This is a genomic window from Paenibacillus sp. FSL F4-0087, assembly GCF_038020215.1.
GTDB lineage: Bacteria > Bacillota > Bacilli > Paenibacillales > Paenibacillaceae > Paenibacillus > Paenibacillus taichungensis.
Genome location: NZ_JBBODJ010000001.1, coordinates 5,145,281 through 5,167,484 on the forward strand (window position 1 = coordinate 5,145,281; position 22,204 = coordinate 5,167,484).

The 22,204-nt window shown below is 46.3% G+C and carries 20 protein-coding genes and 1 other annotated feature; of the genes, 18 read left to right on the forward strand and 2 right to left on the reverse strand.

Annotated features, from left to right (window positions below):
• Positions 1-212 precede the first annotated feature (212 nt).
• The 6 genes from MHB84_RS23670 to MHB84_RS23695 all read left to right on the forward strand — a co-directional run bounded on the left by MHB84_RS23670 (position 213) and on the right by MHB84_RS23695 (position 10,479).
• Positions 213-740, forward strand: a complete 528-nt coding sequence (locus tag MHB84_RS23670) for a redoxin domain-containing protein (RefSeq protein ID WP_076291921.1) — start codon at positions 213-215, stop codon at positions 738-740.
• A gap of 14 nt (positions 741-754) precedes the next feature.
• Complete coding sequence (gene resB, locus MHB84_RS23675) at positions 755-2,428, forward strand: cytochrome c biogenesis protein ResB (protein ID WP_076291922.1); 1,674 nt, start codon at positions 755-757, stop codon at positions 2,426-2,428.
• Positions 2,425-3,687 (forward strand): cytochrome c biogenesis protein CcsA, encoded by a 1,263-nt coding sequence (gene ccsA, locus MHB84_RS23680; RefSeq protein ID WP_076291923.1) that lies wholly within the window; start codon positions 2,425-2,427, stop codon positions 3,685-3,687. The genes resB and ccsA overlap by 4 nt, the downstream gene beginning before the upstream one ends.
• 143 nt (positions 3,688-3,830) lie before the next feature.
• The gene (locus tag MHB84_RS23685; protein ID WP_017687664.1) at positions 3,831-4,547 is read left to right on the forward strand and encodes a response regulator transcription factor; all 717 of its coding nucleotides are present in this window, start codon (positions 3,831-3,833) and stop codon (positions 4,545-4,547) included.
• 55 nt (positions 4,548-4,602) lie between these two features.
• Complete coding sequence (locus tag MHB84_RS23690) at positions 4,603-6,000, forward strand: ATP-binding protein (protein ID WP_179087235.1); 1,398 nt, start codon at positions 4,603-4,605, stop codon at positions 5,998-6,000.
• 195 nt (positions 6,001-6,195) lie between these two features.
• Entirely contained in the window at positions 6,196-10,479 is a 4,284-nt protein-coding gene (locus MHB84_RS23695; protein ID WP_341143068.1) for a BclA C-terminal domain-containing protein, read from the forward strand.
• Between the two features lie 106 nt (positions 10,480-10,585).
• Here MHB84_RS23695 and serA read toward each other — a convergent pair whose 3' ends face one another.
• The gene (gene serA / locus MHB84_RS23700) at positions 10,586-12,181 is read right to left on the reverse strand and encodes a phosphoglycerate dehydrogenase (protein WP_076288914.1); all 1,596 of its coding nucleotides are present in this window, start codon (positions 12,179-12,181) and stop codon (positions 10,586-10,588) included.
• 200 nt (positions 12,182-12,381) lie between these two features.
• Positions 12,382-12,612: a binding site (T-box leader), on the reverse strand.
• 346 nt (positions 12,613-12,958) lie between these two features.
• Between serA and MHB84_RS23705 the strand changes: the two genes are divergently transcribed.
• Genes MHB84_RS23705 through MHB84_RS23715 form a run of 3 tightly spaced genes read left to right on the forward strand, consistent with a single transcriptional unit; the run spans position 12,959 to position 14,813 of the window.
• Positions 12,959-13,552 carry a CPBP family intramembrane glutamic endopeptidase gene (locus tag MHB84_RS23705; protein ID WP_076288915.1) on the forward strand — a complete coding sequence of 198 codons (594 nt, stop codon included), beginning with the start codon at positions 12,959-12,961 and terminating at the stop codon, positions 13,550-13,552.
• A gap of 17 nt (positions 13,553-13,569) precedes the next feature.
• The gene (locus MHB84_RS23710; RefSeq protein ID WP_143764667.1) at positions 13,570-14,001 is read left to right on the forward strand and encodes a hypothetical protein; all 432 of its coding nucleotides are present in this window, start codon (positions 13,570-13,572) and stop codon (positions 13,999-14,001) included.
• Positions 13,989-14,813, forward strand: coding sequence for a metallophosphoesterase (locus tag MHB84_RS23715; protein ID WP_083678879.1), 825 nt, complete (start codon positions 13,989-13,991; stop codon positions 14,811-14,813). The genes MHB84_RS23710 and MHB84_RS23715 overlap by 13 nt, the downstream gene beginning before the upstream one ends.
• Positions 14,814-14,919: 106 nt before the next feature.
• On the opposite strand, the gene MHB84_RS23720 is transcribed toward MHB84_RS23715, so the two are convergent.
• On the reverse strand, positions 14,920-15,861 hold the full coding sequence (locus MHB84_RS23720) for a polysaccharide deacetylase family protein (protein WP_076288917.1): 942 nt from the start codon (positions 15,859-15,861) through the stop codon (positions 14,920-14,922).
• Positions 15,862-15,955: 94 nt separating this feature from the next.
• On the opposite strand from MHB84_RS23720, the gene MHB84_RS23725 reads away from it, so the two are divergent.
• The 9 genes from MHB84_RS23725 (at position 15,956) to MHB84_RS23765 (ending at position 22,105) form a co-directional block, all read left to right on the forward strand.
• Entirely contained in the window at positions 15,956-16,312 is a 357-nt protein-coding gene (locus tag MHB84_RS23725; RefSeq protein WP_076288918.1) for a hypothetical protein, read from the forward strand.
• 187 nt (positions 16,313-16,499) lie between these two features.
• Complete coding sequence (locus tag MHB84_RS23730; protein WP_076288919.1) at positions 16,500-17,114, forward strand: genetic competence negative regulator; 615 nt, start codon at positions 16,500-16,502, stop codon at positions 17,112-17,114.
• A 43-nt stretch (positions 17,115-17,157) separates the two neighbouring features.
• Complete coding sequence (prsW, locus tag MHB84_RS23735; RefSeq protein WP_076288920.1) at positions 17,158-17,853, forward strand: glutamic-type intramembrane protease PrsW; 696 nt, start codon at positions 17,158-17,160, stop codon at positions 17,851-17,853.
• Between the two features lie 118 nt (positions 17,854-17,971).
• Positions 17,972-18,142, forward strand: coding sequence for a hypothetical protein (locus MHB84_RS23740; RefSeq protein WP_167666101.1), 171 nt, complete (start codon positions 17,972-17,974; stop codon positions 18,140-18,142).
• Positions 18,143-18,264: 122 nt separating this feature from the next.
• On the forward strand, positions 18,265-19,611 hold the full coding sequence (ypeB, locus tag MHB84_RS23745) for a germination protein YpeB (protein ID WP_076288921.1): 1,347 nt from the start codon (positions 18,265-18,267) through the stop codon (positions 19,609-19,611).
• 155 nt (positions 19,612-19,766) lie between these two features.
• Complete coding sequence (locus MHB84_RS23750; RefSeq protein ID WP_076288922.1) at positions 19,767-20,420, forward strand: flagellar brake protein; 654 nt, start codon at positions 19,767-19,769, stop codon at positions 20,418-20,420.
• Between the two features lie 68 nt (positions 20,421-20,488).
• Positions 20,489-20,704: a hypothetical protein gene (locus MHB84_RS23755; RefSeq protein WP_076288923.1), complete on the forward strand. Its 216-nt coding sequence runs from the start codon at positions 20,489-20,491 to the stop codon at positions 20,702-20,704.
• Positions 20,705-20,816: 112 nt separating this feature from the next.
• On the forward strand, positions 20,817-21,521 hold the full coding sequence (gene cmk / locus MHB84_RS23760; RefSeq protein ID WP_063566751.1) for a (d)CMP kinase: 705 nt from the start codon (positions 20,817-20,819) through the stop codon (positions 21,519-21,521).
• Positions 21,518-22,105 (forward strand): lysophospholipid acyltransferase family protein, encoded by a 588-nt coding sequence (locus tag MHB84_RS23765; protein ID WP_063566752.1) that lies wholly within the window; start codon positions 21,518-21,520, stop codon positions 22,103-22,105. Before cmk ends, MHB84_RS23765 begins: the two co-directional genes overlap by 4 nt.
• The last annotated feature ends 99 nt before the right edge of the window (positions 22,106-22,204 follow it).

Sequence of the window (22,204 nt, forward strand, 5' to 3'; positions counted from 1 at the left end):
GACGAAATTCGCTATAATTGTTCATAGGATGTTCACAGGTGTCCAAGACCGTTATATGCGAATGCTAGTCACTCAAGCTTTTTGCATAAATCCCTGGAGCGACTTTCAATCAGCAAGAGTTAGATCGAAATGGTGTTATTCGTCTAATTCTTGTACCCGGGAGCGTTTAGAATCAAATTATGCAAAAAGCTGACTTAAAAGGGGAGCAGCACATGGGGAAATCAAGAAGAGCGGTGCAAATCGTCATTTTGTTATTGATCCTGGTGTTGGGCGGATATGCGATTACTACATCGGTATCCGGCTCGAATGGCAAGCCAAAAGAAGGAGACAAAGCTCCTTCTTTTGAATTGCTGGGCCTGGATGGACAAGTTCATACGTCTGAGGAATACAAAGGCAAAGCCATGGTGATCAACTTCTGGGGGACTTGGTGTGAGCCTTGTGTCAAAGAGATGCCTGCGCTACAAGCGCAAGCGGACAAATGGAAGGACCAGGGTGTCCAATTTGTTGGAATCAATGTTGGGGAAGACCAGATGACCGTGGAAAATTTTGTTCGGCAGGTGGGCGTTACGTTTCCGATTATGCTCGACCGTGACAAAAACTCGATCCGGGATTTCGGTATATCTCCGATGCCAACGACATTTTTTGTCTCCGACACGGGTAAAATCTCCACCATTCATATCGGTCAACTTGATTTGAACACACTTGACGCTCAAATTTCACAACTGGCGAAACAGCCCTGACAGGAGGTCTAGTCGTGTTCCAAAATACGAAGTGTGAGTGCGGACACCAGAATCCGGTGGGCACTGTGCTGTGTGAAGCATGCGGCAAGCCGCTGCTGGAGGCTGAGGTCAAATCGGATGAAGTATTGGAAATGCGTTATGATGGCATGGCGCGTCGTTCGCAGCGTACGAATCCCAAAATTATTGACCGCATATGGAACTTTTTCTCATCGGTCAAAATTGCTGTTTACATGATTGTGTTTACACTTGTAGGTTCCATGCTAGGCACGATTTATCCGCAAGAAAGTACATTTCTGAATATTGATCCATCCGTATATTACAAGGACACATACGGTCAGTTGGGTCATATCTATTATCTGCTGGGTCTGTCCCATACATACGAATCCTGGTGGTTTATTTTGCTACTGGTGCTGATCGGTGCTTCATTGGTCATATGCAGTCTAGACCGGGTACTTCCACTATACAAAGCGCTGAATAAACAGAAAATACGCAAACACATGCAGTTTCTTACACGCCAGCGACTGGTGTACCAAGGCTCCATAGAAGAGGCATCAGAAGACTGGATTAAGAAAGCGGTTACGCCGCTTAAAAAGAAAGGTTATCGTGTGCATACCGAGGGTAGTGCATTGCTGGCTGAGAAACAGCGATTCAGTCGCTGGGGACCTTATGTTATCCACATCGGCTTGATTATCTTTCTACTGGCAGTACTTGCCCGAGGGCTTCCCGGGCTGAATCTGGATGAGCATGTTGCTTTTCCCGAAGGTGAGATCAAGAAAATACCGAATACCTCCATGTATTTGAAGAATGAACAGTTTAATGTTGAGTTTTACAGTGAAGATGAGGTTCCAGAACAGTTCAAAAATTTGAACAAAACCGTTCCAAAACTGTTTGAAACCAAAGTGGTGTTGTACGAATGTACGGCAGATTGCTCGGATCCTTCGAAAAAACCTCAATTGACCGAGGTGGACCGACATGATGTTCGAGTGAACCATCCACTGAATTACCACGGATTGAAAGCATATCAGTTTGATTATGATTTGACACCAACGATTCGTTCGGTAACGCCTGATCTGGTCAATGCCCAGACGGGTGAGAAGTACGGAGCAATCCAAATTGCTATGGTGGATACGCAGCGAACGTTTGAAGCTGGACCCTATAGTCTGACTGTGAAAGAAAAATATATGGATTTTGGGCTGGATGAAAATGGAGAGCCCAAATCAAAGTCCCCTTCACCTAATGCGCCTGCCTTTCTATTTAACATCAAGGGACCCAATTTACCCGCAGAAGGCATGCAGTACTTGTATTTTGCGAAGCAGATCGATAAACAGCGTTTTCAACAGGACGCAATTAACAAACAGCTGAATGGAGGAGAAATTCCTTTGCAGCTAGAGGTCGATAGCATGGATAAGGTGGACATCATTCAGTCCGTGAGTTACCTCAATATCCGTATTGATAAGGCCATGCCTTTCGTATGGGTTGGGGCAGGCATCGTTATGTTGGGTCTGGTTATGGGCTTTTACTGGCACCACCGACGTATTTGGATTCGGATTGATGATGGACAACTCACCCTAGGTGGCCATACGAACAAAAACTGGTTTGGATTTAGGCGCGAGGTTGCAGCTGTGTTAAAACATATGAATGTGGAAGTGGATGAGAAGTCGTTGGATAACGGGGGGAACCAAACATGAGTTTATTGGATTTCAGCAGCGACGCATTTATCGTATCTTTTTTTCTATATTGTGCTGCATTTATGTTATATGGCGTTGCCGTCATGGGCAAGAAATGGAGTAATCGTGACCCGCAAGCTCATGTAGAACGATGGGGCAAGCGAGCCTTTATTGCATCAACGGTTGCACTAGCTGCACATCTCATCTTCTTTGGTACACGATGGGCTGGAGCAGGCCATATACCCGTAAGTAATATGTATGAATTTATGAGTTTTCTATCCATGATGATTATGGTGGCATTTATTGTAGTTTACGCAATTTATCGAAAATCGTTGCTAGGACTATTTGCATTGCCACTAACCATCATTATTATGGCATATGCAGCCGTATTTCCTCAGGAAGTACAGCCGCTGATCCCTGCTTTGCAATCGATATGGCTCAAGATCCACGTGACGTTGGCTGCACTTGGCGAGGCATTCTTCGCCGTAGGCTTTGCTGCAGGATTCATGTACTTGTTACGCACAGTGGATTTCAGTGGCAAGGATAAGTCATCCAGACGCCAGCGAGGATGGGTTGAGTTTACATTAATCACTATCGTCGTTGTGGTTGGGTTTATCGGGTCGGTATTTGCTTTCCGTGCATCCGGATATGAAGCGGTTTTTGTTCAGAAAACCACGAGCATTGACACAGAGGTACAGGAAAATAGTACAATAGAGAAAGTGATTTATCGCATGCCTCCTATATTTGCACCTTATAATAGCGAAGTGGAGAGCATAAAACCGTTTCTTGGCATGAAGGAACCTTTGCTTGAGACACCTTCCTGGATGAACGGAGTTAATGCTGGACGTAAACTGAATACGGTAGTCTGGTCTTTGATTGTAGGGCTGATCTTATATGGACTTATTCGTTTAATTGTAAGAAGACCGCTTGGACAAGCTCTGCAACCAATGCTGGATGGCATTGATGCCGACGATCTTGATGAGATTAGTTACCGCGCAATTGCTATCGGATTCCCGATATTTACATTGGGAGCATTAATTTTTGCTATGATCTGGGCTCAGATTGCCTGGAGCCGTTTCTGGGGATGGGACCCCAAAGAGGTGTGGGCACTGATAACATGGTTATATTATAGTGTGTACCTGCATTTGCGTTTGTCCAGAGGCTGGCAGGGCCGCAAGTCTGCCTGGCTTGCAGTACTTGGATTTTTGGTCGTTATGTTTACGCTCGTTGGTGTGAATTTGATCATCGCCGGGTTGCATTCATACGCTGGGGCAGACTAGGAGAGGTAGTTTCGTAAAGTTCCCGAGAGAAATCCATGAAACACATACGTAAGCCCCTACGTTCAATGGGGCATTCAAATATTGTTCGCCAGATCGAACATAATAGAAGTGATGAGGAGTTATTGCAAAGGGGCTGGAGTGGAATGGCTGAACATGAGAACCGTATACTAGTCGTGGATGACGAGGAAAGAATCCGACGGCTTTTGAAAATGTATCTCGAAAAAGAAGGTTATGAAATCGATGAAGCAGAGGATGGGGAAACTGCGTTGCGAAAAGCAACTGCAGGTGACTATGGTCTGATTTTGCTTGATGTGATGTTACCGGGCATGGACGGCGTTGAAGTATGTACCCGTTTGCGTCAGGTAAAATCAACCCCTGTTTTGATGCTTACTGCAAAAGGCGAAGAAATTAACCGCGTTCAGGGCTTTGAAGTTGGAGCAGATGATTATGTCGTTAAGCCGTTCAGTCCACGTGAAGTGATTTACCGGGTGAAGGCGATTTTGCGTCGTTCTTCTGCGACAGCTTATCTGTCTAAGGAAAGTAATTCAAGCAACAATATCGTATTTCCTCATTTGGTCATCGAACATGATGCTCACCGCGTAACCGCAGGTGGGGAAGAGATCAGTCTAACACCGAAAGAATATGAACTGTTGCATTATCTGGCGACATCTCCAGATAAAGTTTTCTCCAGAGAAGAGCTGCTGAAGGATGTATGGAATTATGAATTCTTTGGTGATCTTCGTACTGTGGATACGCATGTGAAGCGTCTTCGCGAGAAGTTAAACAAAGTTTCGCCAGAGTCAGCGGCGATGATTACGACGGTGTGGGGTGTGGGTTATAAACTGGAAGTACCGAAGTAGTTTTAGTTTCTGGAGATCGCTGGTCGGGAAGTTATGGATTACGATTATTTGCCTTGTGGGCTGTGTACTCATAGCATTGGGTCTTTTTTTGCTGCCGTATATTGATACGAATTTTGCGGAGTCTGAGTCGAGAGATATCAAACGTTTGTTCACATATGTTTGTATTATCGGTTTCAGTTTGACGACCTTTTTTGCGCTGTTTCTTTTTACGAAAATTACGCAGCCGATGCAGCAGTTAATTCAAGCAGCCAATGCGATTCGAAAAGGAAACTACGGTACACGTCTCTCCCTTGTAACGAGCGATGAGATTGGAGAATTGGGTAATACATTTAATCATATGGCTGCACAGCTGGAAGATAACATTCGCAACCTTAACCATGAGAAAGAACATCTGGCGAGCGTGCTCCGAAGCATGACCGATGCCGTAGTGACATTCGATGGTGAGGGAAAGGTTATTTTGACAAACCCCCCCGGCGAGAAAATCATGCAGGCTTGGTGTGATTTGGACTGGGCACAGATGGGCGAGAGACAGGACTCGGAGAATGCTGTGAGTTCTTCGCGAGAGGTACCGGAACCACTCGTTCCTTTGTTCAAAAAGGTGATGGAGCAGGGCGGCGATCAGAACTCTAACGTGCATGTGCAGCAGGGAGTCTGGTCTGTTCAGATGGCACCTTTGTACGCGGATAGTGTCGTTCGAGGCGCAGTAGCTGTGCTTCGTGACGTGACGGAGGAAGTACGACTGGAGAAGATGCGTCGTGATTTTGTCGCCAACGTCTCTCACGAAATACGTACTCCGCTATCCATGATGCAAGGGTACAGTGAAGCTCTTTTGGATGGGATGGCGGCTTCCCCAGAAGAAAGTGAAGAATTAATTCAAGTGATTCATGATGAGTCTTTGCGTATGGGCAGGTTGGTTAAGGATCTGCTTGATCTTGCGCGAATGGAAGCGGGTCATACGGATATGGCCGTGAAGGAAGTGGATTTGGTTGAACTATTGGAACGAGTATACAGAAAGTTCTCGGTACGTTCCAAAGAACAGGATATCCATCTTAGGTTTGAGTGCAAACAGTCTTCCATTGAACTTCATCAGGCGGATGAGGATCGACTTGAACAGGTGTTTACCAATTTGCTGGATAATGCGTTTCGGCATACTCCCTCAGGCAAAAATGTTGTCATATCGGCAGAGCTGTTAACTGATGTCCGGACACCTGTAGCTAAAGTGACTGTAAACGATGAAGGTGTAGGCATTCCGTCTTCCGATCTGCCATTCATCTTTGAACGATTCTACAAAGCAGATAAGGCTCGTGTTCGGGGTGAAAGTGTCGGTACAGGACTGGGGCTCGCAATTGTTAAAAACATTGTAGATGCGCATCACGGTACCATTATCGTTAATAGCGTACTTGGCGAAGGTACAGAGTTTATTTTACAATTTCCGGTGGATTCATCGAAATAGCCCGATTTCATACAAAAAGTGCGGAAGCACCCTCATGCTGAGGGTGCTTTTTTTGTTGAACAGTACCGTTTAATCTTGTTCAACGTGGAACAGTATGTTCATTTTTTTGCGTCAAAATATGTGTCCAAGATAAGTTTACCTCTTATGAAACATAAGCTTGAAGAGCGAAGATGTTAAAGGAGGAGTGGATTAGGCATGTCCGATGATAGAAAAAGGGTGAATATTAAAGCTTTCTTAGAAGGAAGATCGTTTCGAGCGGGATCACCGTTTATTCCAATAACATCGAGTGAAGTGGAGCAGTTTGAGTCCATTTTGAAAGCACTAGCAGTGACTATTCCTGCATCTGTCAGTCAGCCTACAGCGTCTAATACTCTCGCGTTGCAAAACAGTTTACGGAGTTTGCTCAACTTTGTTAATACCTCTGGTTTTCGAGCTGGGGTGAAAGCGGAGTTACAATCCGTTCTGGAACTAACCATTGCAGGCTCTGAAGTTGTGCCTGTAGCCGTTATTAATCTAGCTGGAAACTTGCAAAATTTACTCGATGATGTATTAAGTGTAACGTTGCTTCTGGAAGTTCCGCCTGCGGAAAAAGATAAATTGGTTGGTTTGATTCGTTCCATATCCGTATCATTGACTCGTGCTACCAGTTCATTTGGAACATCAGGAACTCCAGGTCCTCCAGGTCCCCCGGGAGTTCCGGGAGTTCCAGGGGTTCCGGGTGTTCCTGGACTGCCAGGTCCGACCGGGTCAGGAGGAACAGTTGGACCAGTAGGTCCGGTAGGACCTCTAGGGCCTCAAGGCGTACCAGGTCCCCAGGGGGCGCCTGGAGTTGGACTGGATGATATATCCGTTTTTGACCCAGCTCAGGCACCTGGCTATGTGCAAGGTCAAGTAGTTTCGTATAACGGTAGTCTTTATGTAGTTAACGTAAATGGTCCCACCGGTATACCTGGAAGTTCTCCAGACTACACGTTGTTTTTGTCAGGAGGAATGACTGGAGCAACAGGGGCAGGTTTAACGGGCTCTGTTCCATTTGATCCAGCGGTAGCACCAGGTTATCCGGCAGGACAAATTGTAACATTTGGCGGTAGTACCTATATTACTAGTGTGGCATCGCCAACGGGAACACCGGGTAGTTCACCGGATTATACTTTGCTAGCAGCGGCCGGAGCTACTGGAGCCACCGGGGCAACGGGTGTGGGACTCGGTGGTTCTGTTCCATTTGATCCAGCGGTAGCACCAACGTATCCAGCGGGTCATGTCGTAACATTTGAGGGCAGCACCTACATTACAAATGTGGCATCGCCAACAGGAACTCCCGGTACTTCAACGGACTATACACTCTTGGCGGGAGCAGGACCTACAGGGGCAACGGGAGCCACTGGCTTAGGTTTAAGTGGAATATTACCGTTTGATCCGGCAGTAGCACCAACGTATCCAGCGGGTCAAATAGTGACGTTTGACGGTAGTACCTATATTACTAATGTAGCTTCACCAACTGGAACTCCAGGTACATCACCAGACTACACATTGCTTGCTGGCGCAGGAGCCACCGGTGCAACCGGAGCAACAGGAGTGGGCTTGAATGGAGCAGTTCCGTTTGACCCAGCAGTAGCACCAACGTATCCAGCGGGTCAAGTTGTAACTTTCGACGGCAGTACGTATATTACAAATGTCGCATCGCCAACGGGAACGCCGGGAACATCACCGGATTATACGTTGATTGCAGGCGCAGGACCAACAGGGGCTACGGGTGTAACGGGAGCGACTGGAGTAGGATTGAGTGGGATTGTACCGTTTGATCCGGCGGTAGCGCCAACGTATCCGGCAGGACAGGTGGTTACGTTTGACGGCAGTACGTACATTGCCAATGTTGCATCGCCAACCGGGACGCCGGGAACATCACCAGACTACACTTTGCTTGCAGGTGCGGGTGTTACTGGTGCAACGGGAGCAACAGGAGTGGGCTTGAATGGAGTAGTTCCGTTTGATCCAGCAGTAGCACCAACGTATCCAGCGGGTCAGGTCGTAACATTTAACGGCAGCACGTATATTGCAAATGTGGCATCGCCAACGGGAACGCCGGGAACATCCCCGGATTATACATTGCTTGCAGGCGCAGGACCAACGGGGCCCACGGGTGTAACAGGAGCGACTGGAGTAGGTCTGAACGGGATTGTACCGTTTGATCCAGCAGTAGCACCAACGTATCCAGCGGGTCAAGTCGTAACGTTTGATGGCAGCACGTATATTGCGAATGTCGCATCGCCAACAGGCACCCCAGGAACGTCCCCGGATTACACGTTGCTGGCTGGTGCGGGAGCCACGGGTGCGACAGGTGCAACAGGAGTCGGTGTATCGGGCGCAACCGGAGATACGGGTGTAACGGGAGCCACCGGTGCAGGTCTGACAGGCGTCGTTCCATTCGACCCAGCAGTAGCACCAACGTATCCAGCGGGTCAAGTCGTAACGTTTGATGGCAGCACGTATATTGCGAATGTCGCATCGCCAACTGGAACACCAGGAACGTCCCCGGATTACACGTTGCTGGCTGGTGCGGGAGCCACGGGTGCGACAGGTGCAACAGGAGTCGGTGTAACGGGAGCCACCGGTGCAGGTCTGACAGGCGTCGTTCCATTCGACCCAGCAGTTGCACCAACGTATCCAGCGGGTCAAGTTGTAACGATTGATGGCAGCACATATATTGCAAATGTGGCATCGCCAACTGGAACGCCGGGAACATCCCCGGATTATACGTTGCTGGCTGGTGCTGGGGCAACTGGTGCGACAGGTGCAACTGGAGTAGGTGTAACGGGAAGTACTGGAGCCACGGGAGATACAGGTGTAACCGGGGCGACTGGAGTTACCGGCGATACAGGGGTTGCGGGAGTAACTGGAGCCACAGGTGTCAGTGTAACGGGAAGTACTGGAGCCACGGGAGATACAGGTGTAACCGGGGCGACTGGGGTTATCGGCAATACAGGGGCTGCGGGAGTAACTGGAGCCACAGGTGTCAGTGTAACGGGAAGTACTGGAGCCACGGGAGATACAGGTGTAACCGGGGCGACTGGAGTTACCGGCGATACAGGGGCTGCGGGAGTAACTGGAGCCACAGGTGTCAGTGTAACGGGAAGTACTGGAGCCACGGGAGATACAGGTGTAACCGGGGCGACTGGGGTTACCGGCAATACAGGGGCTGCGGGAGTAACTGGAGCCACAGGTGTCAGTGTAACGGGAAGTACTGGAGTCACGGGAGATACGGGAGTAACCGGAGCGACTGGGGTTACCGGCAATACAGGGGCTGCGGGAGTAACGGGTGCTACCGGTGTTAGTGTAACGGGAGTCACCGGAGCAACGGGATTAACCGGGGCCACCGGGGTTACAGGTTTAACGGGTGCAACAGGAATCGGAATCACTGGCGCAACAGGAGGAAACGGAATAACAGGAGAGACAGGGGTAACCGGAACCACTGGGGCTACAGGAATAACCGGAGCGACAGGAGTCGGTGTCACTGGATCGACAGGAGCAACCGGAATAACAGGAGTCACTGGAGCGACGGGATTAACCGGGGCCACCGGGGTTACAGGCTTAACTGGTGCAACAGGAATCGGAGTCACTGGTGCAACAGGAGCAACCGGAATAAACGGAGTTACGGGAGAGACAGGGACAACCGGAACCACTGGGGCTATAGGAGTAACCGGAGCCACGGGAGTCGGTGTCACTGGATCGACAGGAGCAACCGGAATAACAGGAGTCACCGGAGAGACAGGGATAACCGGAACCACCGGGGACACGGGCTTAACGGGTGCAACAGGGATTGGTGTCACTGGCGCAACAGGAGCAACCGGGGCTAGTGTAACCGGAGGCACGGGCGCTACTGGAGTCACCGGAGTTACTGGGGGAACAGGGGCTACCGGAGCTACAGGAGCCAGTGTAACTGGAAGCACCGGAGCTACAGGCGTTACGGGTGCTACTGGATCGACTGGAATAACAGGTGCTACTGGAGTGAGCGTCACAGGAGCAACTGGGGCCACCGGGGGTACAGGAGCGACGGGTGCAACCGGAGCCACAGGAACCTCTGTAACATCTAATTCAGCTTTTGGTGAAAACACAAATGGAACCATCGTTGTCATTTTGGGTGGAACACTAATACCATTACCAAACAACCAAAATATAGGCACTGGTATAACCATCAATGGAGCGAATGATACTTTCACTCTTGCCAATGCAGGGCGTTACTATATCTCTTACAAAATAAATCTGACAGCCGCACTTGCTATTCAATCCCGTATATTACTTAACGGGGCAGCAATTCCAGCGAGTGTAGTTTCACCATTGCTTTCCCTGAGTCAGTTACAGTCTGACTTTATTGTGACGGTAACTGCCGGATCTACAATACAGTTCCAACTATTTGGTCTTGTTGGTACCGCTGTCCTCTCTCCACCAGGAGCTACATTAAACATTATTCAATTAAGTTAATGCATGAATTACGCTTTAAAAAAAGAAGTTTGAGTTTATAAAAAGAGGCGAACCCAATAAGGGTTCGCCTCTTTTTTTATCTTATAAGTGAATAGTCCGACAATAATTAATTCAGAACGATTTCAACGGCAGTATTGATTTCCTGAAGAGCTGCAAGTTGCACAAGTACATCTTTTGGAACTTCTTTATCTACAGTCAGAATCATGATAGCCGCCCCACCGATGATTTTACGTCCGACCTGCATGGAGGCGATGTTAACTTCGTTCTCTCCAAGCAAAGTTCCAACACGTCCGATAATACCCGGTTTATCATTATGAGAAATCAGAACTTGGTGACTTTCTGGAGCAATATCCACTGGGAATTTGTCCAGACGCACGATACGCTCTCCATAACCTGCAAGCAGTGTGCCCGCAACACGACGCTCCTCAGCATCCTGATTCGTCACAAGTGTGACGGTAATCAGATTAGTAAATCCTTTCGTCGCCGAAGTTTGGCTAACCACTACATTGAGATCCCGCACTTTAGCCAAATGCATGGAGTTGACAATATTGGCTTCACCGCCTAAATGCCTTGCGAGAATACCTTTTACAATGTAACGAGTCAAAGGCGAAGTATCCACTTCCGACAGATCTCCAGCGTAGTCAATCCGGATTTCCTGAACTGCATTTTGAGTAATCTGAGCTGCAAAGCTGCCCAGTGTTTCACCCAGTTTAAAGTACGGCTGCAGTTTGTTCATTACAGTTGGAGCTACAGCAGGCATGTTAACTGCGTTTTTGAACGGTTCATTGCGCAGAATATGCAGGACTTGCTCGGATACGTCGATCGCTACATTTTCTTGTGCTTCGACTGTCGATGCACCAAGATGAGGCGTCACAATAATGCTAGGGTGATTCAGGAACGGATGGTCAGCTGCTGGTGGTTCACTCTCGAATACGTCGAATGCTGCACCAGCAACGATACCTTCATCAATTGCTTCTACAAGTGCCATTTCATCAACAACTCCGCCACGGGCACAGTTGATAATACGCATCCCTTTTTTCATCACTTCGAATTGAGGGCGGGAAATCATATGGCGTGTCTCAGGTGTTAATGGTGTGTGAACGGTCATGAAGTCGGCATTGCGAATGATGTCATCTACACTAGCCAGCTTAACCTGAAGTTTCTCTGCGCGATCTTGAGTGAGGAACGGGTCGTAAGCCAGAATATCCATTCCGAATGCTTTTGCACGTTTAGCTACTTCGCTACCGATTCGTCCCATACCGAGCACACCCAGCGTTTTATTTCTTAACTCCACACCCAGGAAGGTTTTACGATCCCAAGTACCTTGAATGGTTTTGGCATATGCCTGAGGAATATGTCGTGCCAGTGCCATCATCATGGCAAATGTATGCTCACATGTCGTAATCGTGTTACCGTCAGGGGCGTTAATAACAATGATACCGCGTTGGGTAGCAGCTTCCAAATCAATGTTATCTACACCTACGCCAGCACGTCCGATGACTTTGAGGTTTGTACCAGCCGTCATAATACGATCCGTTACACGAGTCTGACTTCGAACTAGAAGGGCATCATAATCGCCGATAATTGCAATAAGCTCATCTTCGCTAAGACCTGTTTTCTTCTCAACTACAACATCATTTGCATCCACCAGTTGCTGGATACCCAGATCACTAATGGGGTCCGACACTAACACTTTGTACATGGTTTCTTCCTCCTTAGGTATGTGTATCTATATCGTCAAGGTCTCGCCTCACGAAAGAGGCATTCCTTAAAACCATTGAAACTCTTCCTTCCAACAACGCGGTGTCGCAGTAGAGGGGGAGGGTGTAGCAAATAGGGCGATTCCCACGTCTATACTCTAAAATAAATCAAAAAACTCTCAATCCACATACTGCTTGCGCAATAAGGGACGAGAGTTGTCGTGGTACCACCCTAATTCACCGCCGTTTCACAACGACAGTCTTAGCGGTCAATGAAGACCGAAGAGGATAACGGGTCTAAACCGATTGCACCTACTCCAATTTCAATGCAATAACTCAGGAGCGCTCAAGATCATCTGCCTGCCACCGATTTACACCATCCATCGGCTCTCTGTAAGACAAAGCAACGTCTTTTTTCCATCATCGTGTTTAACGTGACTAATTTTTTCATAATGTATCATGGCTGACATGAGCATGTCAATAGGCTTAAATGTTTTAATTCGATTTGCTAATGTAATTTTCTTCAGTGGGGGAGAAGGCGTACAGATGATAAAAATTGATCTCATTAATCGATTGATATAGCTCGATTACAAGCTGTTTTGTGAATCGGATTTTAACACATTAATGAACTAATTCATTGGATAAAACTCTGTTGAAAAACCGGGACTTGGGGCAGGCCTTGAACCTATTTGGTTTTTTGGCTATCATTTAGTATACTATCCGATTGGACAACGAAATTGTTATCCATCAAATATAAGTCAAGAGGACAGACATAGGCGATGAAAAAATTAAAGTTTCCCAAGTTCAAGATTCAGAAGGCTGAACCACAGCAGCTTACCGAGCGTTTGCTTCTGATCAATCTATACTTTACACAAGGGTTAACTTTGATCATTGGGGTTGTATGGATTTTATTGCAGAAGAGAAATCTTTTTGATGTGCTTGCGTGGCCAGACAGTTACCAGTTTATATGGTGGGGACTTGGTCTTGCTGGCATTATGCTTGTTATGGACTTGGTTCTTTCTTATGTTATTCCTCAAGAAAGCATGGACGATGGTGGAATTAACGAGATGCTGTTTCGCAAGCGTCCAATCTGGCACATTGTATGCATAGCAGCTATCGTTGCTGTTTGTGAGGAATTATTATTTCGTGGAGCCATTCAACATGCGATAGGTCCTTACTGGACAAGTATTTTATTTGCGGTCATCCATATACGCTATTTGCGGCACTGGATTCCGACTGGTTGGGTATTTGTTTCGAGCTATGGATTGGGTTGGATTTATATGCAATCCGGCACATTATGGGCGCCTATATTATGTCATTTTATTATTGATTTGGTGTCTGGATTAGCGATACGTTTTCGGAGGGAATCATGAATCAGCAATTAAGTAGAATGAAGACATACGGTAGTCAGCGCCATCGTCACTCGGATAAGACAGAGACATCTGAGCGTCCTGAAGTTTCTCAAGTTAATCTGGTTGTTGAACCAGCTGCTGCCTCAGAGGTGGGAGGACTCACACCAATTACCTCAGTCTCCATACCAAGATCACAACGTAAGTCTTATACATCATCGCTGGAAAGTCCGGTACTTCCCCGGCGGGCGCCAGCGCGTGCCAACAAAGCAGAAAAACCATCAGAAGAATCCGTTTCCGAAGCGGGCACACTTCCTACGCGGACTGAACTTCATCCGTCTCGTCGTTTGCGCCTCAGTAAACGATTTGTTAATTCGCTCATTTTTATATTTGTTTTGCTTACAATCAGTCTGGTTTGGTGGGGGATAAAAGGAGCGCCTTCATTGGATACTTTCCTTCCATGGCCATGGTAATACTGGCCTGGTTCGTTGCCGTTATTTTGGCCGGGATTGCTTTGCTGGTTCATATGTGGCGTGAGGCGCATCTTCATCACATCGTTTCAGAAGAGGTTGAAGTTCCGAATTTGCCCTCTTCTTTTGATGGCAGCAAAATCCTGTATTTATCTGATATCCATAAACGCAAGCTGAAAAAGAATGATCTGGAACATCTTCGCAATCAGGTGGACTGGGTTATCATTGGGGGAGATGTGGCGGAAAAAGGAATTTCATGGCCACTCGTCAGACATAATATGAGCTTGTTATCTTATATTGCCCCTGTTTTTACAGTGTATGGGAACCATGACAAAAGAGCAGGAACTGTGCATCTCGAACGTATATTCCGAGATACGGGTGTTCAACTCTTACAGGATTCTACCACTTACCTTCGTAAAGGCAAAAGCAAACTCTGCCTGGTCGGAGTTGATTATCGTTCACGGCGAGGCGATTCGCTGCTTGCAGAATTGGACACCAAAGATTGCAAGATTGCCATCGTGCATGATCCCTTAGAGGCTCTTCACTTGAATGGACCTGTTGATCTGATATTGAGTGGTCACACTCACGGTGGGCAATTAGTATTTCCAGGCTTTGGCCCCGTCTTTCTTAACAAAGCATACCGCTCCGTATCTAGTGGGTGGTTCTCTCTAAAAAAGGATGGTAATGACACCGAGCAAGAAGGCAAATTGCTGGTTAGCAAAGGATACGGAACCAATCATTTGCCGTTCAGACTTTGTTGTCCCGCAGAAATGCATATTATTACTTTGCGAATGGTCTCAAACAAACAGCCTTGATCCGCATAGGACCAAGGCTGTTTGTTATAACTTTTCAGTTCCTTCGTGTGAGTTTTGGTTCATCAATTAATGATATTAAGCCGAATGCTGGGCAAATAATCGAAGCTCAGCGGGCTTCGAGTTCGATGGAGCGAGGGTCGACAAAAGTGTAGCCTTTCTGTTCAAGTTTGGTTAACAACTCATCCAACGCTTCAACCGTCCATGGCAACTCATGCATCAAAATATTACTGCCGGGATTTAATTGATCCAGTACATTCTGGATAACTTTCTCCGGTTTGTTTTTGGTGCTCTTATCCCAATCCAGTGAACCATTGGACCATGTCATGTATAACATGCCGTTTTTCTTGACTGTGGCCTTTAGTGCATCATTTCCAGAACCGAACGGCGGGCGGAAAAACTGAGGTTCCACGCCAATCGTATCTTTCACAATCTTTTGCACATCGGTTACCTGTTTGGCTGCTGCTGTGGTGGACATTTTTTTCAGGTCTTCATGATCCCACGCATGATTTCCTATTACTTGCCCACGTTTATGAATAATCTCGAGCAACTCGGGATGACTTTTCACTCGGTATCCGTTAACAAAAAATATTGCTTTCGCACTATGTTTATCCAATGTGTCGATTAATCCATTAATCATTTTTTCTTCTTTGGGCCCATCATCAAATGTCAATAATACAACCTTGCTTTCGCTCGTCTTATCGTTGGGTTTGATGTAGTAATTGGCGTTCATGTGATACGTTTTTTCAATATTAACTTCGGCTACTTGTGAATCGGGAGCATTATCAGTTCCTTCTTTTTCTGTCAAAGATGTTTCGTCATTACTTGGTGATGCTTGATCCGTATTCGAGTCCGAGTCCGTTGAGGACGGGGAATCCGTGGTTTGCTTTTCGCTTGTGCCAGTGGAAGTTGGCTCATTCTGCTGCTCCTGCGTTGAAGTAACCGAATCATCAGTGGGCTTCGTGGATTCAGGTGTTGTTTCGACTTTGGTTCCACAAGCTGACAACAGCATGCAAGCGATCATAATTAAGGCGATGGTGTGTCTAATCATGCTTTCAACTCGCTTTCCTGTATTTATGCGGAATGAGATGAGGCACTCCCGCAAACACTAGTTGTGATTTTAACATTAAAAGGAGGTTGGTGTAATGAAGGCGTCATCCTTTTTCTGGGGTGTTGTAATTGGCGTAGCAGCCAGTTCTTGGCTGTCCAAAGGTAAGATGTCAATGCTGTCTTCCGGTTCATCCCGCAACATGATGAATCAGGCCAAACACAAAATGATGGAGATGACATTCCCGGGCATGGACGGTTTCAGCTCCAAGCCAAACGAACAGAGCGGAGATGCCCACAAAAGCACGCATAAAAAAAGTGCAAATCCGATAACTCCGCAAGAAAAAGAAGAGAACATGAACATGCTCAAAGATTTTATTCGCACCAATCCGGATGTTAAACAAGAAGTTGAGCAAATTTTAACTCAAACAAACACAACAGTACCGGGTTTATAAACACAAACCTCCCATTAGAATCATCCACAGTCCTGTTTTGATGTGGAATGATTCTTTTTTTGTCGATTTTACTTCGTGCATTTGCAGGTATAAAATGATAACATAACTACATAGATTTATTTTCAGCACATATTGTTTTGTGCTTCATAATCTGTTATAAGACTTGCTTATAAAGGGGAGATCCTGTATGAAAATAGAACGATTAAGTCACGATAAGATACGGATTTTCCTGACCTTTGACGATCTGAGCGAGCGCGGAATACAAAAAGAAGATATGTGGCAGGAAATACCTAAAGTTCATGAACTGTTCACTGAAATGATGGACCAGGCCTATTCCGAACTTGGATTTGATGCTACAGGTCCACTTGCTGTCGAAGTATTCGCACTTCCCGCTCAAGGGATGGTTGTCATTGTCACCCGGGGGAAATATGATCCGCAACAATATGGTTCAGGTAATGAGGATGATTTGCCTGAAGAAGTATATGAGATGGAAGTTACACTTGAGCAAAGCGATTCCATCGTCTATGCATTCAAAGATTTTGAAGTGTTGGTTGAGGCTGCACATATGTTGCATCAGCACGTAACGGATGCTGGAAGACTTTATTCCTATAAAGACAAATGGTTTTTGCATTTTGAACCGGATGACTTGGATTCCACTAAACATGCAGCATTGATTGCCTTGCTTGCTGAATTCGGTGAAGGATCTTCCGTTACCCCTGCCGTCATGGAAGAGTACGGAAAGGTTGTTATGCCTGAACAAGCGGTTGAGGTTATTTGCACCCACTTCAAGCGTCAGGAGTAAGCTCTCGTTGTAATCGCGTCTTTAGTCAGAGGAGGGAATTTCGGTGCTTTTGTTTTCGGTTTTAGCAGCAGCAGTAGCTCCGGGTCTCGCCTTGTTAACATACTTTTATCTGAAAGACCGTTATGACTCTGAACCTCTTCACATGGTATTTCGAGTCTTTCTCATGGGGATTCTGATGGTATTGCCTGTGATGATTATTCAGCGTGGCATGATGATCTGGCTTGGAGATAATCCTTATGTTGAAGCTATCCTGATTTCAGGTGGTGTTGAAGAGTTCGTCAAATGGTTTGTGATATACCATATTATTTATAACCATACCGAATTTGACGAGCCTTATGATGGGATTCTATACTCCGTTGCTGTTTCACTCGGATTTGCTACAGTTGAGAATGTGTTGTATGCCTTTGCGGGGAATGCTTCCGTCTCAGCTATGTTCATTCGTGCATTGCTTCCTGTATCGGGTCACGCCATGTTTGCAGTAATTATGGGTTATTACATGGGGCGGGCCAAGTTCTCGGATGGTAAGAAAAAACGTTGGTTTCTTATGCTCTCACTCGTTTTACCGTTCTTCTGGCATGCGCTTTACGATGTCATTATGAATACGATGGTGAATCATTGGTTATGGTTCATTGCGCCACTGATGGCGGGTCTATGGTACGGTGCGATGGGCAAGATTACAAGGGCCAACAATCGTTCTCCTTTTCGTTTTGTGAAGCGTGAGGAAGAGATTAAATTATAAAAATACGGACACACTGGTGGACATGGAGCGCAACCTGCGCCTGATGCCCCGGTGTGTTTTTTGTTGCAATAAAATAAAAATTCCCGGGGAAAGACAAATAGAAACGGGGATAAGCGTGATGAGAATCAAAATTAAAATCAGATGCAAGCAATGTGGAGAACGTTTTACGCTGCGAGGCAAGAAGGAACGAGGAAGAATTGAGACTGGTTTTAAACAGTGTTTGTGTGATAATCGCGATCAGTTCGAAATTGAGGAAGATGGCGGCACAACCTGGGTACAATTGAATTAAACAGAACGTTTGAGACCACGCGTGATAAGCCCGTCATTGGACAGACTGGAAATCGCATGCATAAGAGGTCTTTCTTCGATCCACAATAGAGGTAGTGGCTTAGAAGAAAGGAGACTCTACCGATGTATAAACGTTTAAGTTCAGTTATGTTTCCGATATTTGCAGTTCTGTTAATCGGTGCTCTCGTATGGGGTTACCAAGAGAACCAGGAGAAAAATGCCATTCTGATCAAGGCAGAGAATCAATATCAACGTGCCTTTCACGATTTATCTTTTCATATGGACAAATTGCACTCCGAGATTGGGAATACACTGGCAGTTCATGCTACGTCCCAAGGGATGCATCGTAAAGGTCTGATGAACGTATGGCGACTTACCAGTGAAGCGCAGAATGAGATTAACCAATTGCCGCTTACAATGTTGCCATTCAGTGAGACGGAGGAGTTTCTCTCCCGCATCTCTAACTTTGCTTATCAGGCGTCCATGCGTGATCTGACCAATGAACCTTTAAGTGAAAAAGAAATGGGCAACTTGAAAAAGCTGTATGCGAATTCATCCGAGATCACTAAAAATCTGCAGGATGTACAGCAAAAAGTCATTTCTGACCGTTTACGCTGGATGGATGCCGAGTCGGCTATGGCAACCGAAGAGCAAACGATGGACAACACCATCGTGGATGGATTCCGGACAGTCAACAAAAAGGTACAGGAATACCCTGAACTTGACTGGGGTCCTTCAGTCTCCAGCATTTATGCCAAACGTTCGGTGAAAAAGCTGGATGGCTTACCGATGACCAAGGAGCAGATCCAAACTAAAGCTGCAAAGTTTTCCAATGCCGAACACGGCAAGATTCAAATACAAGAGAATGGTAAGGGTACAGACTGGGAATCGTACACAGCTACGATTGATCAATCCAAAGACAGTAAATTGAGTATGGACTTCACGCGTAATGGCGGTCTGCTCATCTCTTACAGTGACACTCGTCCAATCGGAACAAAGAAAGTCACACGTAAGGAAGCTATGGCCAAAGCAGATCATTTCCTTTCCAATAAGGGTTACAAAGATATGAAGGCAGTCAATTATGACGAGTTTGGCAATCTCGGTAACCTGACCTATGTTCGCAAACAAGGCGATACACTGATTTATCCTGAAAAAATGTCTGTTAGGGTTGGCCTTGATAATGGGGATGTTACAGGCTTCCAGGCAAGTGATTTTGTATATGAACATCAGAAAAAGCGGGAGATTCCAAAAGCCACACTCACGGTTGAACAGGCCCGCAAAAAACTGAATCCGGAATTCAAGGAGAGCTATGCTCGTAAATCACTCATTAAGAATGATTACAGCAAAGAAGTTCTGTGTTACGAATTCGGTGGACGCATCAATGGTGCAAAATATAAAATTTACATCAACGCTGATACAGGTATGGAAGAAGCCGTTGAGGAAATCAAACCGGTGAATGAGACCACATAACATCAATAAACCGGTAGGCAGTTGAATTGCAAATAGATAACTGAACAGGCCACGCAGTGGTCTGTTTTTTGTTGTCCACTATGAGAAAGGTCATGGTATAATAGTCCTTGTACATACGATTACGAAGATAAAAAGCTAAGGTGGCGGTGAACAGCTTGTTTCCCAAAATAAATGAAGTTTTATACATCCAGATTGCCTCTGCAGATGAAAAAGAGGAAAGCAAAGAATATAAATCACGTATAGCTGATGTGGATGACAATAGTTTTCTGATCGAAGTTCCGATGCAGCAGGGAAGCAGCCGGTTGAAACGGTTGTTTTTTGGTGAAGAATTGTCCATTTCTTATATTACGGAAGACGGGGTTCGTCATTATTTCAACACGTATGTGACCGGATTTGAGGAAGATGTAGTACGGCTAGTACGAATTCGCAAGCCGTTGCCGGACGACATTACCAAAATCCAGCGTCGCAGTTTTCTGCGTGTTCATGCAAACCTTGAAATGGCCATCCAGGGTGAAGATTTGACCCGTGCAGTGGGCTTGACTGAAGATATTGGCGGCGGGGGATTGTCCATTTATGGAGAACCCAATTTTGCTATTGCGGAAGGGCAGAAGCTGAAATGCTGGTTGCTTATTCCTTATCGGAATGCAGCAATTGAACATGCTAATTTTGAAGCTGAAGTGGTACGTATCAAAACACTGGAAACAGGCAGACAGCTATGCATGTTAAAGTTTGTGCAGATTACGGATTCGGAAAGGCAGAAGATCATCAAGTTTTGTTTTGAACGGCAACTGGATTATCGATCGAAATAAGAGGATAATTGTCTGGTATAGCAATGGACAATGCTGGGCACTGTAATGGAAAAACGGAGGTTCGGCTTGTGAACAATCGCCATGCATCCCGCAGATACGAGCGCCTATATTATGTTTTATCCAAGCGAATGGAAAGAAGGGCTCTGAAGCTGATTACAGCTCTTCTTATTCTGCTTGTGTTTTATCAATTATTACTTCTTGTGCCTAATATGAAAAAGAATATGACCTCCATTGATCGTCTGGAAGGAACACCAATTCAGATGCAAACGGTACACGAACAATAGCATTAAGGATTTGTCTGTTTTTGCATCCATGTGTATAGTGTGGTATAATTTTGACGATGCAGGCAATGCCTGTTTTTTTATTGAGGCTTATCGTTTGAGGAGGAATGCCCCGTTGGCAAGCCAGAACACATCAGAGAACGGGAAAATGAACGTCGCAATTGACGGACCTGCCGGTGCCGGGAAAAGCACGGTGGCCCGATTGGTTGCAGAGGCGCTCGCGTATATATACGTCGATACTGGCGCGATGTACCGTGCGGTAACCTTGCATATGCTTCGAAAAGGTATTTCACCGGAAGATGTGCCAGAGGTGCTTCAGGAAACCCAAAAGCTGGTCATTGATTTACAACCGGATCCCGACGGACAGAAAGTGTTCTGTAATGGGGAAGATGTAACCTCGGAAATCCGCTCCCGTGAAGTGACGGGAATCGTGTCCCGATATGCGCAAATCGAGGGGCTGCGTACGCAATTGGTGGATACACAGCGGCAAATGGCTTTGCGCAAGGGCGTCGTCATGGATGGACGCGATATCGGAACGACAGTACTGCCCGACGCGGAAGTGAAAATCTTCATGACTGCCAGTGTGGAAGAGCGTGCACTTCGCCGCTTCAAAGAACTGGACCCCTCAGAAGGACTGACGTTGCAGCAACTTGAGCGAGACATTGCCACCCGTGACAAACTGGATGAAAGTCGGGAGATTTCCCCGCTTCGTTGTGCTGAGGACGCTACAGTGCTCGATACAACCGAGATGAGCATCCATGAAGTGGTTGACAAAATCGTGTCTTATTGCACAATGGTCAGAGGAGAGATCGGTCTATGATTTACACATTTTGCAGCACATTACTGCGGATCATTTACACCATTCTTTTCCGCCTGGAGGCAGTTGGACGGGAGAACATCCCGAAAGAAGGCGGCGTACTTTTATGTTCCAATCATATCAGTAACTTTGATCCTCCAACGGTTGGTATCAAGATTCGTCGTCAGGTGCGCTTCATGGCCAAAAGCGAATTGTTTGATATTCCGGTCTTTGGCCGAATTATCAAAGCCGTAGGCGCTTTCCCTGTTAAACGTGGAGGCGTCAGCAAGGAATCCATCAAGACCTCACTCAACATTTTGCGTGGTGGTGAAGTGCTTGGCATTTTCCCTTCGGGAAGCCGACACAATGATGGAGGCATCGGCAAAAAAGGGGCAGCGAGCTTCGCTCTCCGAAGTGGTGCTACAGTTATTCCTACTGCTATTATCGGTAACTACAAGGTTTTTCGTAAGATGAAAGTTGTTTATGGAGCACCGGTGAATTTGGACGAGTTCAAGGAAGATCCTTCCGGCGATGCGCTGGAAAGAGCGACGGAGAAGATTATGTCCAAAATTAATGAAATGGTGCAAACGGGCGTACCGAGCAAGTGAGTAAGGTGACGTCGAACAACTGAGTGCATGTTTCCATTTTTTTGTGGGAAGCTAAGCTATGCATTTAGTTCTGAAAGTGTTTTGAACTCTGCTACAGGC

What these genes read in the sequence shown, in the direction of transcription:
- MHB84_RS23670 (WP_076291921.1), top strand. Translation starts at nt 213, where the DNA reads ATGGGGAAATCAAGAAGAGCGGTGCAAATCGTCATTTTGTTATTGATC.
- ccsA (WP_076291923.1), top strand. Translation starts at nt 2,425, where the DNA reads ATGAGTTTATTGGATTTCAGCAGCGACGCATTTATCGTATCTTTTTTT.
- MHB84_RS23685 (WP_017687664.1), top strand. Translation starts at nt 3,831, where the DNA reads ATGGCTGAACATGAGAACCGTATACTAGTCGTGGATGACGAGGAAAGA.
- MHB84_RS23695 (WP_341143068.1), top strand. Translation starts at nt 6,196, where the DNA reads ATGTCCGATGATAGAAAAAGGGTGAATATTAAAGCTTTCTTAGAAGGA.
- serA (WP_076288914.1), bottom strand. Translation starts at nt 12,181, where the DNA reads ATGTACAAAGTGTTAGTGTCGGACCCCATTAGTGATCTGGGTATCCAG.
- MHB84_RS23705 (WP_076288915.1), top strand. Translation starts at nt 12,959, where the DNA reads ATGAAAAAATTAAAGTTTCCCAAGTTCAAGATTCAGAAGGCTGAACCA.
- MHB84_RS23710 (WP_143764667.1), top strand. Translation starts at nt 13,570, where the DNA reads ATGAAGACATACGGTAGTCAGCGCCATCGTCACTCGGATAAGACAGAG.
- MHB84_RS23715 (WP_083678879.1), top strand. Translation starts at nt 13,989, where the DNA reads ATGGCCATGGTAATACTGGCCTGGTTCGTTGCCGTTATTTTGGCCGGG.
- MHB84_RS23720 (WP_076288917.1), bottom strand. Translation starts at nt 15,861, where the DNA reads ATGATTAGACACACCATCGCCTTAATTATGATCGCTTGCATGCTGTTG.
- MHB84_RS23725 (WP_076288918.1), top strand. Translation starts at nt 15,956, where the DNA reads ATGAAGGCGTCATCCTTTTTCTGGGGTGTTGTAATTGGCGTAGCAGCC.
- MHB84_RS23730 (WP_076288919.1), top strand. Translation starts at nt 16,500, where the DNA reads ATGAAAATAGAACGATTAAGTCACGATAAGATACGGATTTTCCTGACC.
- MHB84_RS23740 (WP_167666101.1), top strand. Translation starts at nt 17,972, where the DNA reads ATGAGAATCAAAATTAAAATCAGATGCAAGCAATGTGGAGAACGTTTT.
- ypeB (WP_076288921.1), top strand. Translation starts at nt 18,265, where the DNA reads ATGTATAAACGTTTAAGTTCAGTTATGTTTCCGATATTTGCAGTTCTG.
- MHB84_RS23765 (WP_063566752.1), top strand. Translation starts at nt 21,518, where the DNA reads ATGATTTACACATTTTGCAGCACATTACTGCGGATCATTTACACCATT.